The sequence below is a fragment of the Streptomyces sp. NPDC021093 genome, assembly GCF_044333135.1.
GTDB lineage: Bacteria > Actinomycetota > Actinomycetes > Streptomycetales > Streptomycetaceae > Streptomyces.
In genome coordinates this window covers 25,096-41,675 of record NZ_JBIRQJ010000005.1, presented here as the reverse complement: position 1 = coordinate 41,675, position 16,580 = coordinate 25,096, and the positions used below count along the sequence as shown (strand labels likewise).

Sequence of the window (16,580 nt, the reverse complement as noted above, 5' to 3'; positions counted from 1 at the left end):
CCGGGCCGGACAGGACGCAGTACGAGCTGCCGCCCGACTCGGCACCGAAACCGCCGAAGCGCAGTACAGGGCCGCCAGAACACAGCGCCGGGGCCTCCTCCGAGCCCGGAGGCGGGGCGTGTTGCTGTCGGGACACAGCCACGGGCCACCGGGGCCCGGTGCGGGTTGCCGTCAGGGGCGCCGTGACGGGGACTGCCGGGACACAGCGCCGGGCCGGACGGGACGCAGTACGAGTTGCCGCCGGACTCGGCGCCGAGGTGGGCAGGGCCGACGGGCCCGGTAGAAGTTGCCGTCGGGACGTGGTGCAGTCCCTTCACCACCTCTCCGGCGGCGGTCCCACCAGCCTCTCTCCCAGCCTCGCCGCCCTGTCGCGGAAGCGGGTTCCGCCGGGGCGGCCCGGCATTCGGCCCGCGTTCTCGCCCGCTGCCGCGCTCACCAGGTGCTGCACCGTGTCCAGGTCGACCTCCGCCCCGTCCGGCACCACCAGCAACTCATGGGCGAGGGAGGCCAGTTCACCCGCCCCGTCGCCCGTCAGGGCCAGTACCGTGGCTCCCGCGCGGCGTACGTCGTCCACCCGTTCCAGCAGGTCCTCCCCCGGGCCCGTTCCTCCCGGCCCCACCACCAGCAGGGTCTCCCCGCGCCCCGCCGCCCCCAGCCGTCCCAGGCCCACCGACAGGTGGGCCGGGTCGTGCGGTCCCACCTCGTGGCGCACGAGGGTCGGGGCCAGCGTCGGCAGACCGGACCAGGCGGCCTCGTCCATCAGGTGTGCGGCCAGGTGCCACGGTTCGTACGTCCTCGTCCCGACCAGCAGCAGACCGCCGCTGCCCGGCGGCGAGACGGACGCCCTCAGCAGCCCGGCGAACCGTCTCGTCGCGCCGAGCCATTCCGTACCGGCCAGGACCTCTCGCAGCAGTGCGACCCTCACGGCATCCATGGGGGAGATCCTCGCGCGCGGGCGGCCGCGGCGTGTCCGGACAAGACCTCGGCTCACTCGAACGAGCCCCACTACCTGCAAGTAGGGTCGGGCCATGACTTCCACCACAGACAGCGGCAAGACCGCCGCTCCCAAGCCGGTCAAGGACCCGTGGGACCTGCCCGACGTCTCCGGTCTCGTCGTCGGCGTCCTCGGCGGCACCGGCGACCAGGGCCGCGGCCTCGCCTACCGGCTGGCGCGGGCCGGCCAGAAGGTGATCATCGGTTCGCGCGCCGCCGAGCGCGCGCGGTCCGCCGCCGACGAGCTGGGCCTCGGCGTCGAGGGCGCGGACAACGCCGAGTGCGCCCGCCGCAGCGACATCGTCATCGTGGCCGTGCCGTGGGACGGCCACGCCAAGACCCTCGAATCGCTGCGCGAGGAGCTCGCGGGCAAGCTCGTGATCGACTGCGTGAACCCGCTCGGCTTCGACAAGAAGGGCGCGTACGCCCTGAAGCCCGAAGAGGGCAGCGCCGCCGAGCAGGCCGCCGCCCTCCTCCCGGACTCGCGCGTCACGGCCGCCTTCCACCACCTCTCCGCCGTCCTGCTCCAGGACCCGGCGGTCGAGGAGATCGACACCGATGTGATGGTGCTGGGCGAGGTGCGCGCCGACACCGACCTCGTACAGGCGCTGGCCGCCCGCATCCCCGGCATGCGCGGCGTCTTCGCGGGACGCCTCCGCAACGCCCACCAGGTGGAGTCGCTGGTGGCCAACCTGATCTCGGTGAACCGCCGCTACAAGGCGCACGCGGGTCTGCGCGTGACCGACGTATAAGGCGATCCGGGCATGGGGGACACTGGACGGGCAGCACCGCAGCACCCCGCGACACCCCGCAGCACCCCTCGTTACTCGGACAGGAGACGTCCCCCATGCCCCGCCTCGCTCTGTACGCCCTGGTCGTCTGCCTCCTGTCGGTCGCCGCGGCAGTGGTCTCCTTCGCCGAGGGCAACCTGCTCGGCATCGTGTGGGTCCTGCTGGCCGGCGTCTCGTCGAACATGACCTGGTACTACGTGCGCAAGGCGAAGGTGGAGAAGGCGGCTTCCGCCTCCGCGTAGGCCCCTCCGGCCTCCGCGTAGGCCCCGCCTGCCCCGCCTGCCCCGCCTGCCCCGCCTGCCCCGCCTGCCCCGCCTGCCCCGCCTAGCGAACGGCGCAGAACGGGTTCGTGTCCTGCCAGAACTGGAACAGGTCGCGCCCGCAGTACGCCTCCGCCTCGCTCACCCCGAGTCCGCCCGTGAGCGCGTAGATCACGTCGAAGAACACCCGGTTGACCTCCGGCACCCACAGCAGCGCGAAGACGAACAGCAGCCCGAAGGGCGCGTACGGCTCGATCTGCCGCCGGATCTTGTACGAGAGCCAGGGCTCGATCACGCCGTACCCGTCGAGCCCCGGCACCGGCAGGAAGTTCAGGAGCGCCGCGGACACCTGGAGCAGGGCCAGGAAGGCGAGCGCGAAGCGGAAGGCGAGCGGGACGCCGTCCAGGGCGTCCAGCCAGAACGGCGCCGTGCAGACGATGGCGAACAGTACGTTCGTGAGCGGTCCCGCGGCGGAGATCAGGCTGTGCTTCCAGCGGCCCTGGATGCGGCCCCGCTCGATGAAGACGGCGCCGCCGGGCAGGCCGATGCCGCCCAGGATCACGAAGACGATCGGCAGCACGATGCTGAGCAGGGCGTGGGTGTACTTGAGCGGGTTGAGGGTGAGGTAGCCCTTCGCGCCGATGGTGATGTCGCCGCTGTGCAGGGCGGTGCGGGCGTGCGCGTACTCGTGCAGGCAGAGGGAGACGATCCAGGCGGACGTCACGAACAGGAACACGGCGATGCCGGGGGCGGCCGCGAAGTCTGTCCAGACGGCCCATCCCGTGACCGCCATGACGGCGACGATGCCGAGGAAGACCGGGCTGACCCGGCGGTCCCTGCGGCTGATGGCGGTGGTCATGGGGGCGGCTCCTGGGAGTGGGCGGGCGCGGAGGTACGGGAGTGCGGGTTCCGGCGGCTCGACCGTACCGGTGTTGCGGGGTGAACGTCCGGGAGCGGGGCGGGGGTTCCGGGCGGCGGGCCCGGGCGCACCGGAGCAGTGGGCCCAGGTGCACCGCGGCTGCCTCTCCCCGAAAACAAGTTGCCTATTCAATCCATCTCCCCGCAGCATGAACCTTCGTGTCCCGAAAGCTTTCCTCTCTCCTTCCCGACCTCTCCCCCTGGCGCTCGTCCGCCGACTTCCGCCTGTTGTGGGTGCAGGGTCTCGTGGCGTTCTTCGGCAGTTCCATGGCGCTCGTCGCGCTGCCGCTGCAGATCGCGCACCTCACCGATTCCCCGCTGGCCGTCGGTGCGATCGGGGCCGTCGAGCTGGTCCCGCTGATCGTCTTCGGGCTGTACGGAGGTGCGCTCGCCGACGCCGTCGACCGGAAGCGGATAATCCTGCTGACCGAGGCCGGGCTCTGCGTACTGGCCGGGATCCTGCTGGTCAACGCGCTCCTCCCGGAGCCGATGCTCTGGCCGCTGTACGTGGTCGCCGCCGGGGTCGCCGCCCTCGCCGGGCTCCAGCGCCCGGCGCTGGACTCGCTGATGGCCCGGATCGTGCCGCACGACCAGCTGACCGCCGCCGCTGCCCTCAACGCGCTGCGCTGGCAGGTCGGGGCGATCGCAGGGCCCTCGCTCGCCGGGTTCGTCGTGGCGTCGGCGGGCACGCCCACCGCGTACGCCGTCACCATCGCCGGGTTCGCCGCATCCGTCGTGATGTGTCTGCGGCTCTCCCCCGCCCCGCCCTCGCACGACGCGGAGAAGCCGTCGCTGCGCGGCATCGCGGAGGGCGCCCGGTACGCGTGGAGCAAGCCGGTGCTGCTCGGTACGTACGCGATCGACCTGGCCGCGATGTTCTTCGCGTTCCCGAACGCGATCTTCCCCTTCCTCGCGAAGGACCTGGACGCCGAGTGGTCGCTCGGCCTGATGTACGCGGCGATGCCGCTCGGCGCGTGCGTGGTCGGGCTGACCAGCGGCTGGGCGTCGAAGGTGCGCAGGCACGGACGGCTGGTGGTGTTCGGCGCGGCCGGCTGGGGTCTCGCCATGACCGCCGCCGGCTGGAGCAGCAACATCTGGCTGGTGCTGCTCTGCATCGCCTTCGCGGGCGCCGGCGACATGCTCAGCGGACTCGGCCGCTCCACCATCTGGAACCAGACCATCCCCGAGGAGCTGCGCGGCCGGCTGGCCGGCATCGAGATCCTGTCCTACAGCTGCGGCCCGCAGCTCGGCCAGGTCCGCTCCGGCGCGGTCGCGGGCTGGACGGGCGTACGGGGCGCGGTGTGGAGCGGCGGCGCGGCGTGCGTCGTCGCGGTGGGCCTGCTGGCCGCCGTACTGCCCAAGCTGATGTCGTACGACTCGGAGACGGACGAGGACGCGGTACGCCGCCGGGCCCAGCGGGAGGCGGAGCAGGCCCGTACGGCGGCGTAGCGGCGGCCGGGGGGCGGGGGCGGGTTTCTCAGGTCCGGGTTCCCCCCGGCTCCTCACCCGGTCCCTCGCCCTGTCCCTCGCCCTGCTGGGACCCCTTGTCGTGCCACTTCGGGTCGTTCTCCCACTCCAGGTTGCGCTCGCGGGCCGTCGTCATGGCGCGCTGCGCCTCCTCCCGGCTGGCGTACGGCCCGAAGCGGTCCTTCGAGGGGCACTGCGGGCCCTCCTCGACGGTCTGGTGCTCCAGGCAGTAGAACCACTCGCCGGGCTTGCCGACGGTACGTCGTTTGAACAGGGCCATCGCCTTGACTCCTCGTGTCGCGGGCCGGTCGTCTCTGTCGCCATAGTGCCCCCGCTGCGCTGGCTAGACTCGTCGGCATGTCTGGCCAGTCGCTGCTCGTACCAGGGGAGCTCTCTCCCATCCGTTCCGTCCCCGGCAACATCCGGCGCCCCGAGTACGTCGGGAAACCCGCGCCCACGCCGTACACAGGGCCCGAGGTCCAGGACTCCGACACCGTCGAGCGGATGCGCATCGCGGGCCGCATCGCCGCGCAGGCGATGGAGGAGGCCGCCAAGCACATCGCGCCCGGCGTGACCACCGACGAGCTCGACCGGGTCGCGCACGAGTTCATGGTGGACCACGGGGCGTACCCCTCGACCCTCGGCTACCGGGGCTATCCGAAGTCGCTGTGCAGCTCGGTCAACGAGGTCATCTGCCACGGCATCCCCGACTCGACCGTCCTCAAGGACGGCGACATCGTGAACCTCGACGTCACCGCCTACCTCAACGGCGTGCACGGCGACAACAACGCCACCTACTTCTGCGGCGACGTCGACGAGGAGTCGAAGCTGCTGGTCGAGCGAACCAGGGAGTCCCTCAACCGCGCGATCAAGGCGGTCAGGCCCGGCCGCCAGATCAACATCATCGGCCGGGTCATCGAGTCGTACGCCAAGCGCTTCGGGTACGGCGTCGTACGGGACTTCACCGGTCACGGCATCTCGACGTCCTTCCACTCCGGTCTGATCGTGCCGCACTACGACAGCCCGCACGCGACGACGGTGATGCAGCCCGGCATGACCTTCACGATCGAGCCGATGCTCACCCTGGGGACGCACGAGTACGACATGTGGGAGGACGGCTGGACGGTCGTCACCAAGGACCGCAGGCGCACCGCGCAGTTCGAGCACACGCTGGTGGTGACGGAGACCGGGGCGGACATCCTGACGCTGCCGTAGTCCTGCCCCCGCCGGGGGCCGGGGCTTTTTTACCGACAGGGCGTCGGGAACCGGTTGACTTAGGTAAGCCTAAGCAGGGAAGATCGGTGGTGGCGGGTGCCACTGCTGCCACCACCGCTCTTCTCGTCCCGTCCGCTCTGTCCCCGGAGGTCCGCTTTGGACACCCTCTTCTCCACCCAGATCCGTGTCGCCTCGCACGAGCAGCACACGGAGGCGGAGACCTCGACGTTCATGAGCGACCTCCTCGGCGGCAGGCTCGGCGTGGACGCGTACACGCGCTACACCGAGCAGCTGTGGTTCGTCTACAAGGCCCTTGAGGACGCCGCCGATTCCCTGCGGAACGACCCGGTCGCCGGCCCGTTCATACAGCCCGAGCTGATGCGCGTCGCCGAGCTGGAGCGCGACCTGACGCACCTGCGCGGCGAGAACTGGCGCGACACCATCGTGGCCCTCCCCGCGACAGCGGCGTACGCGGCACGTGTCACCGAGTGCGCGGTCACCTGGCCGGGCGGCTACGTCGCCCACCACTACACGCGCTACCTGGGCGACCTGTCGGGCGGCCAGATCATCCGCGACAAGGCCGAGAAGACCTGGGGCTTCGAGCGCAAGGGCGACGGCGTCCGCTTCTACGTCTTCGAGGGCGTCTCCAACCCGGCCGCGTTCAAGCGGGGTTACCGGGAGCTGCTCGACTCCATCGCCACGGACGACCTGGAGAAGAAGCGCATCATCGAGGAGTGCAAGCGGGCCTTCGACTTCAACGGGGCGGTGTTCAGGGAGCTGGGCGGTGAATTCCCGCTCAGTGCGTAGCTTTTGACGGTACGTGAGAGAGGCCCGCGTCGGTGTCGACGCGGGCCTCTCGTGCGTCCGCTCACACCTGAACGGCGAACCGGACGCGCCCGCCCAGCTCGATCAGGCCGTCCGGGCCCGGGGCGGTGAGGAGCTGGGAGCCCTTCCCCTGCCGGATGTTGAGGGCACGGCCGAGCTGTGCGGTGAGGAGGAGGGCGGCGGCCCCCGTCGCCTCGTCCTCGTCGATGCCGTCGCCGCGACGGGGGAAGGCGCGGGCCCTGACACGCCCGGCGGCCTCGTCCTCCCAGGCCCACGCGTACAGCCAGCCCTCGCCCGGCGGGGGCGTGGGGAGGGCGTCCACCTCGGCTGCGGTGGCGTACTGCCGGAGTGCGCGCGGCGGCGCCCACTCGGCGCGCGCCGTGATCCAGGTGAACTCGCCGTCCTGGCGCGCGAAGATCTCGCCGACGGCCAGCTCCAGCACCTCGATGTCGAGCAGCCAGGCGGCGCCGACGAGGGGGTGCCCGGCGAAGGGGAGCCGGAGGGTGGGCGTGTAGATGTCGACGACCCCGCGCTCGGGGTCGTCGACGAACACGGTCTCGCTGAACCCGAGTTCACGGGCACGGGCCTGCCGGGCAGCCGGATCGGGATGAGTACGGGGCGCGTCCCGCACGACACCGAGGGCGTTGCCGTGGGTGCCGTCGGGGGCGCAGAACACGTGCAGTACTTCGAGGTCGTTCACGGACGGAATTGAAGCACGGGTCGCTTGGGCGCGGGGCGGGGGACATCGTGCGGGTGCGTCGTGGCTGGCCGCCGGGCAGGTGTTCATCGCGCGGGCACGTCGTGGCTGATCGCGCAGTTCCCCGCGCCCCTAACTGCCTGCCCCCTAGCCCCTTGGGCGGCTGACGCCGCCGACCCCCAGCCTCCTTGGGCAGCGGGGCCGCCCCCCGGGGGCGGGACGGGTGGGCAAGGGGGCGGCCCCCCACCGCGGCACGCCCCTCCCGACCGCACGCCCCCGATCAGACCGCTCAGCCCTGCTCGTTCCCCGTCACCATCCGCCGCTTCCGCGCCGCGAACACCACGGCTCCGCCGGCCACAGCCAGCGCCCCCGCCGCACCCATCAGCGCACCCGACGGCGCCGAAGACCCCGTAGCCGCCAGGTTGCCGCCGACCGAGCCACCGCCCAGGCCCCCACCGACACTGCCGCCACCGACACTGCCGCCACCGACCGTGCCCGCGGTACCGGTGCCACCGGTCGTACCCGCACCACCCGTGGAGCCACCCGTGGAGCCTCCCGTGGAGCCCCCCGCCCCACCGGCGGAGCCGCCCGGCAGCTGCGCGTCCTTGTCCACCGAGACCGCGACCGTCAGCGCGTCCATCTCCTGGCCCGCCTTGTACATCCCGCCGAACGCCTTCGAGCCGCCCGCCGTCAGCTTCGCCGGCACGCCCGCGAGCTTCACCACGCCGTCCACGACGGACAGTTCACCGGCCGGGGTCAGGTCCGCGATCGTCAGCGCCTTGAAGGTCTCGACCTTCTTCGTCGCCCGGTCCTTCGTCGACACGTCGGCGACCAGCGTTCCCTTGCCGCCCTTCACCTCGACCTTCAGCGCCGAGAAGTTGAGGTCGAGGGTGTACGCGCCGCCCTCCTCGTGGCCGACGAAGCGGACCTTGCCGTCGAAGGACGCGGAGAGGTTCTGCTTCTCACCGTCGAAGGAGCCCTTGCCCTTCGGGAAGCGGAAGCCGTCGCCGGACTTCACCGCGCCCCCGGAGAGCTCGACCTTGCCGTGCGCGATCGGGCCCGTGACGTAGTCGCGGAAGCGGCCCAGTACGCCCCAGTCGAGGTTGCCGTCGACGATCGCGCCCTGCTCGGCCTCGACCGGCGGGTCGACCGGCGGCTTGGTCTGGCCGGGGTCGGTCGTCGGAGGCGCGGTCGGGTCGACCGGCGGCTTGGTCGGGTCGACCGGGGGCTTCGTCGGATCCACGGGCGGCTTGGTCGGGTCGACCGGCGGCTTCGTCGGGTCCACCGGCGGCTTCGTCGGCTCGCCGCCCTTGTCGGCCACCACCGAGAGCGTCGCGGGGTCGAGCTTGTCGCCCTCCTTGTACTGGCCGTTGAACGCCGTCGAGCCCGCCTTCGTCAGCGTCGCCGGAATGTCCTTGAAGACCATCGCCCCGCCGGCGCCCTGGCCGGGCTTCACCGCGGACAGGTCGAGTGCGGCGAGTTCCACGTCGTCCTGGACGACGAACTCCTTGCTGCCCATCGGCTTCGACCTGACGTCGGCGGTGATCGCACCGGTCGTGCCCGCCGTGGCGACCTTCAGGTCGGAGAGGGTGACGTCGAGGACGCCCTCGTGGGCGGTGAAGTGCACCGAGCCCTTGAAGCCGGTCTTCGTGCCGTGCGTCTTCATGTCGTACGTGCCGACGCCGTCGACGAAGGTGAACGCACCGTTGTTCGCGGCCTGCTTGGCACCACCGGCAACCGTGATCTTGCCGCCGGAGAACGGCGAGGCCAGGTACTTGCGGAAGGACTCCTTGAAGCCCCAGTCCAGCGTGCCGTCCTTCAGCTTGATCTGGGCGGGGGGCCCGGCGGGCGCTTCGGCGGCGGTGGCCGGAAGGGCGAAGGCGGTGGCACCGACGGCGGCAACCGTGGCTACGGCTGCGGCGAGGGCTATCGGACGACGGTTGGCTGCCATGTTCCGGGGACTCCTAAAGAAGCGGGGGGGGGAGGAGGGAGAGGGAGAGGGAGAGGGAGAGGGAGGAAGAGAAAGTGAAGGGGGTTCGGGGGTCAGCTCGCGGCGGTGCCGGTGCCGGTGCCACCGCCACTGCCGCGCCTGCGGACCACGAAGAGCACGGCCCCGGCCGCCAGCACCAGGACGACCGCACCGATGGCGATGTACATCCCGGTGTTCGACGAAGAGGAAGCGGCGGAGGAGGAGGTGTTCGCCGTCTTCGGCGCCTCGGAGGACTTCTTCTCCGAACCGGCGCCCGCAGCAGGTGTCTTCGGGTCGCTGCCCAGGTCCGGCAGGGCCGGCAACTTCGCCTTGTCGTCGACGGCGACGGCCAGCGACACCGGGTCCATCCCGGTGCCCGCCTTGTACATCGAGCCGAACGCCTTCGCGCCCTGCTCGGTCAGCGTCGCCGGGGCCTCGGCCAGGTTGACCAGGCCGTCCTTGGCGGTCAGCGCCTTCGCCTCGAAGGTGACCAGCGGCACGGCGGCCGACTGCGTGTCCTTCTTCGACTGGAGGTCCTTGCTCGCGACGTCGGCGACCAGGGTGCCCTTGCCGTCCGCGACCTTGACGCCGACCTTCGAGAGCGTCAGGTCCAGGTGCGCGCCGGAGAAGCGGACGCTGCCCGCGAAGGCCGCGTCGAGGGTCTGCTTCGTGCTGTCGTACGAGCCCTTGCCCTGCGGGAAGCGGAAGAGTGCGCCGCCGTCCAGCGCGCCGTCGGCCAGGTCCCACTTGCCCTTGGAGATGGGCCCTGTGACGTACTCGCGGAAGGTGCGCCGCACGCCCCAGTCGACGGCCGCGTCCTTGAAGGCGCCGGACGCCTTCTCGCCGTCCTTGTCCTTCTCCTCGGGGGCCTTCGACTCGTCGGGCTTCTTCGCGTCCGGGGTCTTCGCCGGTTCCTGCGCACCCGCCGCCACGTCCGCCGACAGGCTGACCGGGTCGAGTGCGGTGCCCGCCGTGTAGTAGCCGGCGAAGGCGGTCGCGCCCTGTGAAGTCAGCGTCGCGGGAACGTTGTTGAGGGCGACCGGGCTGCCGCCGCCCAACATGTTGATGCCGCCGACCGCGAGCGAGGCGAGCGGGATCTGCGCGGAGCTGGTCACCTTGCCCGTGCTCTTGGCCTTGCTGGTGACGTCGGCGAAGAGGGTGCCGCTGCCGCCGGAGATCCTGACGGTGGGACGGCTGATGGTGAGGTCGAGCTCGTGGCTGCCGTCCGGCTTCTGGTGGCCGGTGAAGCGCACTCCGCCGGAGAAGCCGGAGTTGAGCGCCCCGCTGTCCGGGTCGTACGAACCGGAGGCCGAGTGGAAGCGGAACTGACTGCCGCCGACGGTCGCGGCCCCGCTCTGGAGCGTGAAGTTCCCCTTGGCTATGGGCCCGGTGACGTAACTCTGGAAGGATGATTTGATCCCCCAGTCGAGCCTGCCGCCCTGTACGGTGCGCGCTGCCGCACTGGCTGCGGTGGCCGGGAGCAGGGCTCCCAGCACGGCCGCGATGAGCGCGACGGCGAATGCGCGGGCCGGTCTGGACGACAACATCAGGGTCCCTCCGAGGTCTAGCGAGCGAGGTAAGGCTAACCTAAGCTATGCCCGACCTGGTCCGGAACCCTTCGGATCCGTACGAATCAGCCGGGCAGGCAAAACTCCCCCGCCACACCGGCCCCTTCGGCCGGCCGCAGAGAACAGGACGGTGCACTCCGTGCGAACGCCAGCCGCGTCCCCGCGTCCCTCACGCCTGGCAGGCGCACTGATATCCGTGCTCGCCCTCGCCGTCGCCGCCACCGGATGCGGTACGGGTACGACGGCGGACCCCGCCGCGGAGACCAAACCGGAGACCCGGCAGGCCCCCGACCGCGTCGAGCCGCTCGCCGCCGCGCCCGCGCCCCGACTGCCCGTCACGGTCGCGTCCGCCGACGGCAAGCAGGTCAAGGTCGCCTCCACCGACCGGATCGTGCCGCTGACCGGCAGCCTGAACGAGATCGTCTTCACCCTCGGCCTCGGGAAGAACGTCGTCGCCCGCGACATCACCGCCACCTTCGAGCAGGCAAAGGCCCTCCCGGTAGTGACACGTGCGCACGACGTGTCGGCGGAGAGCGTGCTCTCCCTGAAGCCGACGGTCGTCCTCGCCGACACCACCACCGGGCCCGCCGAGGCCGTCGAGCAGATCCGCGATGCGGGCATTCCGCTCGTCGTCGTGAAGCCCGCCAAGGAACTGGCCGACGTCGACAGGCGCATCGACGCGGTCGCCGCCGCCCTGGGCGTGCAGCCGGCCGGTGCCGCGCTCAAGAAGCGGACCCAGGAGCGCATCGCCGCCGTCCAGAAGGACATCCCGAAGCCGAAGGACGGCAAGAAGCCGCGGGTGACCTTCCTCTACCTGCGCGGTTCGGCGTCCGTGTACCTGCTCGGCGGGCGCGACTCCGGGGCGGCCTCGCTCCTGGAGGCGGCCGGTGCGATCGACGCGGGCAAGGACTCCGGACTGAACAAGGACTTCACCGCGATCACGAGCGAGGCACTGGTGAAGGCCGCGCCCGACGCGATCCTCGTGATGAGCAAGGGGCTCACGTCCGTCAACGGCGTGGAGGGCCTCCTCAAGGTCCCCGGGGTCGCCGAGACCCCGGCCGGCGTGGACCGGCGCATCGTCTCCGTCGACGACGGCGTGCTGCTCAACTACGGCCCGCGCACGGACCAGGTCCTCAAGTCCCTCGTCGACCAGCTGTACGCCCCGGCGGCCGGGAAGTGAGCAGTGACCCGGTGACCACCACCTCCGACACCGCCCGGACCTCCGGCGAGGGGGCTCCGGACGTCCCTGCCCGCCCGGAGCCCCAACCGGCCTCCCCCGCAAGGGAGTCGACCCCCGAGGCGGCCGAGAACCCCGCCAAGGCCCCCGCCAGAAGGCGCCGCGGCACCACCTTCACCCTCACCGTCGCCCTCTCCCTCGCCGTCCTCGTCCTGGCCCTCGTCTCGGCCGGGCTCGGCACCTACCACATCTCCCCCGGCGACGTCCTCGCCTCCGTGCAGCACCGCATCGGGCTCGGCGGCGCACCGCTCGACCGGGTCGGCGAGAGCGTGCTGTGGAACATCCGGCTGCCCCGCGTCGTCCTCGCCCTCCTCGTCGGCGCCTCGCTGGGCTGCGCGGGCGCGCTGATGCAGGGCGTCTTCGGCAATCCGCTCGCGGAGCCCGGCGTCATCGGCATCTCGGCCGGTGCGGCGGTCGGCGCGGTCGCCTCGATCGCGCTGGGCCTGAGCTTCTTCGGCAACTGGACGGTGACGTTCTGCGCGTTCGTCGCCGGTCTGGTCACCGTGCTGCTGGTGTACGTGCTGTCGCGTTCGGGCGGCCGTACCGAAGTGGTCACCCTGATCCTCACCGGCATCGCGGTGAACGCCTTCGCGGGCGCCCTGATCGGCCTGGCCATCTTCTTCGCGGACAACGCGCAGATCACCCAGATCACCTTCTGGCAGCTCGGCTCGCTCGCCCAGGCCACCTGGCCGAAGGTCCTCGCCGTCCTGCCGTGCGCACTGCTCGGACTGCTCGTCGCGCCGTTCTACGCGGGGAAGCTGGACCTCCTCGCGCTCGGCGAGCGCCCGGCCAGGCACCTGGGCGTGGACGTCGAGAAGCTGCGCATGGTCCTGGTCCTGGTGGTGGCCCTGCTGACGGCCGCCGCCGTCGCCGTGGCGGGCATCATCACCTTCGTCGGTCTGCTCGTCCCGCACCTGCTGCGGATGGCCAACGGGCCAGGACACCGCTTCCTGGTCCCCGGCAGCGCCCTGGGCGGCGCGCTCGTACTGCTCGCCGGTGACCTCGCGGCCCGTACGGTCGCCAGCCCCGCGGAGCTTCCGCTGGGTGTGCTGACCGCGCTCTTCGGCAGTCCGTTCTTCTTCTGGCTGCTGCGCAGGACCCGTCGCAAGCAAGGTGGTTGGGCATGATCGCGTGGAAGTCCCTGCTCTCCCCGGGGCGCACCCGCAGCCTCCCCTCCCCCGCCGCGCGCGGCACCGCCGCCGTCGAGGTGTCCGCCCTGCACGTGCGGCTCGGGCAGCGCGAGGTGCTCTCCGGCATCGACCTGGAGGCCAGGGCGGGCGAGGTCCTCGCTCTCGTCGGCCCCAACGGGGCGGGGAAGTCGACCCTGCTGGCGGCGGTGGCCGCCGATCTCCCCGCCGCCGCGGGCACGGTACGGATCGACGGCAGGCCCGTCGGCGACTGGAGCGCACCGGAGCTGGCCCTGCGCCGCTCCGTGCTCCCCCAGTCGGCGGCGCTCTCCTTCCCCTTCCCCGTCGAGGACGTCGTACGGATGGGGCGCGCGCCCTGGGCGGGCACCCCGCGGGAGGACGAGGACGACGCGGCGGTCGCGGAGGCCATGGCGGCCACCGAGGTCGCCGGGTTCGGGCCGCGCCCGTTCTCGGCGCTGTCCGGCGGCGAGCGGGCCCGGGTCGCGCTCGCCCGCGTCCTGGCGCAGCGCGCCCCCGTGCTCCTGCTCGACGAGCCGACCGCCGCGCTCGACCTGCGCCACCAGGAGCTGGTGCTGCGGATCTGCCGGGAGCGGGCGGCCGCGGGGGACGCGGTGGTCGTCGTACTGCACGATCTCGGGCTCGCGGCGGCGTACGCGGACAGGGCTGCCGTCCTGCACGACGGGCGGATCGCGGTGTGCGGGCCGCCCGCCGAGGTGTTCGGCGAGGACCTGCTGAGCCGGGTCTACCGGCAGCCGGTCGAGGTGCTTGAGCACCCGCGCACCGGCGCCCCGCTGGTGATCCCCAGGAGGGCCGCACAGCGGATTTGACCCGGACTTGACCCGACGACGAGGCGGCCATGGGATCCCCGTGACCGCCTCGTACTCATGGGGGTCCAGGTGAGATCTGAATCACTGCACGGGTGGTTATGTCCGGGGTAAAGGGCGCTTAACTTAGGTAAGCCTCAGTAGACCTGAGGGCCTCGTAGTCCCCGTCGGCGACTTCCTCATGACCTCGTCGATCTTCCGCCCCGCCTTTCACCCCGCGTGGAGTCCCCTGATGCGTCCCGCACGTCTCTCCGTCCTCACCGCGGTCGCCGCCGCGACCGCCCTCACCGCCGTGACCGGCTGCGCAGAGAAGAGCGACGCCAAGGGCGGCGGCGCCGACGGCGCGGTCCGGGTCGTCGCCAAGGACGACTCCTGCGAGGTGTCGAAGAAGGAGCTCCCCGCCGGGAAGGTCGAGCTGGCGGTGGAGAACAAGGGCACCAAGGTCACCGAGGTGTACGTCCTGTTCCCCGACGACCGCATCGTCACCGAGCGCGAGAACATCCTCCCCGGCACGAAGGCGGACCTGACGGCGGAGATCAAGGCCGGTTCGTACGAGATCGCCTGCAAGCCCGGCATGAAGGGCGACGGCATCCGGCAGAAGATCACCGTCAGCGGCGGCACCGCCGCGAAGCGCAGCCCGGAGCAGGACGCCGCGGTCGCCGCGTACCGCACCTACGTCCGCGAGCAGGCGGAGCAGACGCTGCCCAAGGCGCAGGTGTTCGCCGACGCGGTGAAGGCCGGCGATCTGGAGGCCGCGAAGAAGGCGTACGCGCCCTCGCGCATCGGCTGGGAGCGCACCGAGCCGGTCGCCGAGTCGTTCGGCGACATCGACCCGATGGTGGACCTGCGCGAGGACGGCGTCGAGGAGACCGGCAAGCCGTGGACCGGCTGGCACCGCCTGGAGAAGGCGCTGTGGCAGGACAAGAAGATCGGGGACGCGGAGAAGAAGCTCGCGGACACCCTGATGAAGGACCTGAACACCTGGGTGAAGAAGGTCGGCACCGCCGAGATCACCCCGACCTCGATGGCCAACGGCGCCAAGGAGCTCCTCGACGAGGTCGCCACCGGCAAGGTCACCGGCGAGGAGGAGCGCTACAGCCACACCGACCTCGTCGACTTCAAGGCCAACGTCGAGGGCGCCGAGAAGTCGTACACGCTGCTCAAGCCGGTCGCCGCGAAGAACGACCCGAAGCTGACCGCCGAGCTGGACAAGCAGTTCGGCGCGCTGAACAAGCTGCTCGACAAGCACCGCCCCGACACGTCCTCGTACGACTTCGTGTCGTACGACAAGGTCGGCAAGGAGCAGCGCAAGGAGCTCAGTGACGCGGTGAACGCGCTCGCCGAGCCGCTGTCGAAGCTCGCCGCAGCGGTCACCAAGTAAGTCCCGTACGAGGAGGGTCCGGCCGTGTCCGAAGACGTCAACTCCCCTGCTCCGTCCCGCCGTTCGGTGATCGGCTGGGGCGGTGCCGGGCTCGCGCTCGGTGCCGTCGCGGCGGGCGGCGCCGCCGTCGCGCTGACCGGCGGCGACGACCCGCAGCCCGCCGCTTCCGGCGGTGCGGCCGTCCCCTTCCACGGTGCGCACCAGGCCGGGATCGCGACGGCGGTCCCGGACCGGCTGCACTTCGCCGCGTTCGACGTGACGACCAGGGACCGGGCGGAACTGGTCCAGCTGCTGAAGGAGTGGACGGCCGCCGCCGCCCGCCTGGCGGCGGGGCACGCGGTCGGCGAGGGCGCGTACGGCGGCCAGCCGGAGGCCCCGCCGGACGACACGGGCGAGGCGCTCGGCCTCAAGCCGTCCCGGCTGACGCTGACGATCGGCTTCGGCCCGTCCCTCTTCGACGGCCGCTTCGGGCTGAAGGACAGGCGGCCCGGGGCCCTCGTCGACCTCCCGAAGTTCCCCGGCGACAACCTCGATCCGGCGCGCAGCGGCGGCGACCTGTGCGTGCAGGCGTGCGCCGACGACCCGCAGGTCGCGGTGCACGCCATCCGCAACCTCGCCCGGATCGGCTTCGGGAAGGTCGCGGTGCGCTGGTCCCAGCTCGGCTTCGGCAAGACGTCCTCGACGACGCCGGACGCGCAGACCCCCCGCAACCTCTTCGGCTTCAAGGACGGCACCCGCAACGTCAGCGGGACCGACACCGCCACGCTCGACAAGCACGTGTGGGCGTCGGAGAAGGACGGGGCCGCGTGGATGGCGGGCGGTTCCTACCTCGTGGCGCGCCGCATCCGGATGAACATCGAGACCTGGGACCGGACTTCGCTCACCGAGCAGGAGGACATCTTCGGCCGGGACAAGGGCGAGGGCGCGGCGGTCGGCAAGTCCAAGGAGCACGACGAGCCGCTGCTCAAGGCGATGCTGCCGAGCTCGCACGTGCGCCTCGCGCACCCGGACTCCAACTCCGGTGCCCGGATGCTGCGTCGGGGCTACTCCTTCACCGACGGCACGGACGGGCTCGGCCGGCTCGAAGCGGGCCTGTTCTTCCTGGCCTACCAGCGCGACGTGCGGGACGCGTTCATCCCCGTACAGCGGAATCTGGCGCGCTCCGACGCGCTCAACGAGTACATCCAGCACGTGGGTTCGGCGCACTTCGCCGTCCCGCCGGGCGTCCGGGACAAGGACGACTGGTGGGGCCGGGCGCTGTTCTCGTGAATCTCCTCAAGAAGGGTC

General features: G+C 71.6%; 16 protein-coding genes. 10 read left to right on the top strand and 6 right to left on the bottom strand.

Translation table 11 applies throughout. The annotated features are described in order from the left end of the window. Positions 1-313: 313 nt before the first annotated feature. Positions 314-934, bottom strand: a complete 621-nt coding sequence (locus tag ACH4SP_RS16290; RefSeq protein ID WP_398415256.1) for a hypothetical protein — start codon at positions 932-934, stop codon at positions 314-316. Between the two features lie 94 nt (positions 935-1,028). Between ACH4SP_RS16290 and npdG the strand changes: the two genes are divergently transcribed. Both npdG and ACH4SP_RS16280 read left to right on the top strand, forming a co-directional pair. Beyond that, a complete protein-coding gene (npdG, locus tag ACH4SP_RS16285) occupies positions 1,029-1,745 on the top strand; it encodes an NADPH-dependent F420 reductase (RefSeq protein ID WP_398415253.1) in 717 nt (238 codons plus the stop codon). A gap of 95 nt (positions 1,746-1,840) precedes the next feature. Beyond that, positions 1,841-2,026 (top strand): hypothetical protein, encoded by a 186-nt coding sequence (locus ACH4SP_RS16280; RefSeq protein ID WP_398415251.1) that lies wholly within the window; start codon positions 1,841-1,843, stop codon positions 2,024-2,026. Between the two features lie 82 nt (positions 2,027-2,108). Here ACH4SP_RS16280 and ACH4SP_RS16275 read toward each other — a convergent pair whose 3' ends face one another. Further along, complete coding sequence (locus ACH4SP_RS16275) at positions 2,109-2,903, bottom strand: site-2 protease family protein (RefSeq protein ID WP_398415249.1); 795 nt, start codon at positions 2,901-2,903, stop codon at positions 2,109-2,111. 218 nt (positions 2,904-3,121) lie between these two features. Between ACH4SP_RS16275 and ACH4SP_RS16270 the strand changes: the two genes are divergently transcribed. Beyond that, positions 3,122-4,411 (top strand): MFS transporter, encoded by a 1,290-nt coding sequence (locus ACH4SP_RS16270; RefSeq protein ID WP_398415247.1) that lies wholly within the window; start codon positions 3,122-3,124, stop codon positions 4,409-4,411. Between the two features lie 28 nt (positions 4,412-4,439). Here ACH4SP_RS16270 and ACH4SP_RS16265 read toward each other — a convergent pair whose 3' ends face one another. Continuing rightward, positions 4,440-4,709, bottom strand: coding sequence for a hypothetical protein (locus ACH4SP_RS16265; RefSeq protein ID WP_398415245.1), 270 nt, complete (start codon positions 4,707-4,709; stop codon positions 4,440-4,442). A gap of 77 nt (positions 4,710-4,786) precedes the next feature. Here ACH4SP_RS16265 and map point away from each other — a divergent pair, with 77 nt between their 5' ends. Then, on the top strand, positions 4,787-5,644 hold the full coding sequence (map, locus tag ACH4SP_RS16260; protein ID WP_398415243.1) for a type I methionyl aminopeptidase: 858 nt from the start codon (positions 4,787-4,789) through the stop codon (positions 5,642-5,644). Between the two features lie 156 nt (positions 5,645-5,800). Beyond that, positions 5,801-6,451, top strand: a complete 651-nt coding sequence (locus tag ACH4SP_RS16255; RefSeq protein WP_398415241.1) for a heme oxygenase (biliverdin-producing) — start codon at positions 5,801-5,803, stop codon at positions 6,449-6,451. 61 nt (positions 6,452-6,512) lie between these two features. Here the strand turns inward: ACH4SP_RS16255 and ACH4SP_RS16250 are convergent, their stop codons facing one another. From ACH4SP_RS16250 to ACH4SP_RS16240, 3 genes are all read right to left on the bottom strand, one after another. After that, positions 6,513-7,169, bottom strand: coding sequence for a PhzF family phenazine biosynthesis protein (locus ACH4SP_RS16250; RefSeq protein WP_398415239.1), 657 nt, complete (start codon positions 7,167-7,169; stop codon positions 6,513-6,515). A gap of 286 nt (positions 7,170-7,455) precedes the next feature. Beyond that, positions 7,456-9,117 (bottom strand): HtaA domain-containing protein, encoded by a 1,662-nt coding sequence (locus ACH4SP_RS16245; RefSeq protein ID WP_398415236.1) that lies wholly within the window; start codon positions 9,115-9,117, stop codon positions 7,456-7,458. Positions 9,118-9,209: 92 nt separating this feature from the next. Then, positions 9,210-10,682 carry an HtaA domain-containing protein gene (locus ACH4SP_RS16240; RefSeq protein ID WP_398415234.1) on the bottom strand — a complete coding sequence of 491 codons (1,473 nt, stop codon included), beginning with the start codon at positions 10,680-10,682 and terminating at the stop codon, positions 9,210-9,212. Positions 10,683-10,842: 160 nt separating this feature from the next. Between ACH4SP_RS16240 and ACH4SP_RS16235 the strand changes: the two genes are divergently transcribed. From ACH4SP_RS16235 to efeB, 5 genes are all read left to right on the top strand, one after another. Next, positions 10,843-11,883 carry a hemin ABC transporter substrate-binding protein gene (locus ACH4SP_RS16235; protein WP_398415232.1) on the top strand — a complete coding sequence of 347 codons (1,041 nt, stop codon included), beginning with the start codon at positions 10,843-10,845 and terminating at the stop codon, positions 11,881-11,883. Between the two features lie 11 nt (positions 11,884-11,894). Further along, positions 11,895-13,067, top strand: coding sequence for a FecCD family ABC transporter permease (locus ACH4SP_RS16230; protein ID WP_398415229.1), 1,173 nt, complete (start codon positions 11,895-11,897; stop codon positions 13,065-13,067). Then, positions 13,064-13,915 (top strand): heme ABC transporter ATP-binding protein, encoded by an 852-nt coding sequence (locus ACH4SP_RS16225; protein WP_398415227.1) that lies wholly within the window; start codon positions 13,064-13,066, stop codon positions 13,913-13,915. The genes ACH4SP_RS16230 and ACH4SP_RS16225 overlap by 4 nt, the downstream gene beginning before the upstream one ends. Positions 13,916-14,144: 229 nt before the next feature. Beyond that, complete coding sequence (efeO, locus tag ACH4SP_RS16220) at positions 14,145-15,293, top strand: iron uptake system protein EfeO (RefSeq protein ID WP_398415225.1); 1,149 nt, start codon at positions 14,145-14,147, stop codon at positions 15,291-15,293. A 24-nt stretch (positions 15,294-15,317) separates the two neighbouring features. Next, a complete protein-coding gene (gene efeB / locus ACH4SP_RS16215; protein WP_398415222.1) occupies positions 15,318-16,562 on the top strand; it encodes an iron uptake transporter deferrochelatase/peroxidase subunit in 1,245 nt (414 codons plus the stop codon). Positions 16,563-16,580: the final 18 nt, after the last annotated feature.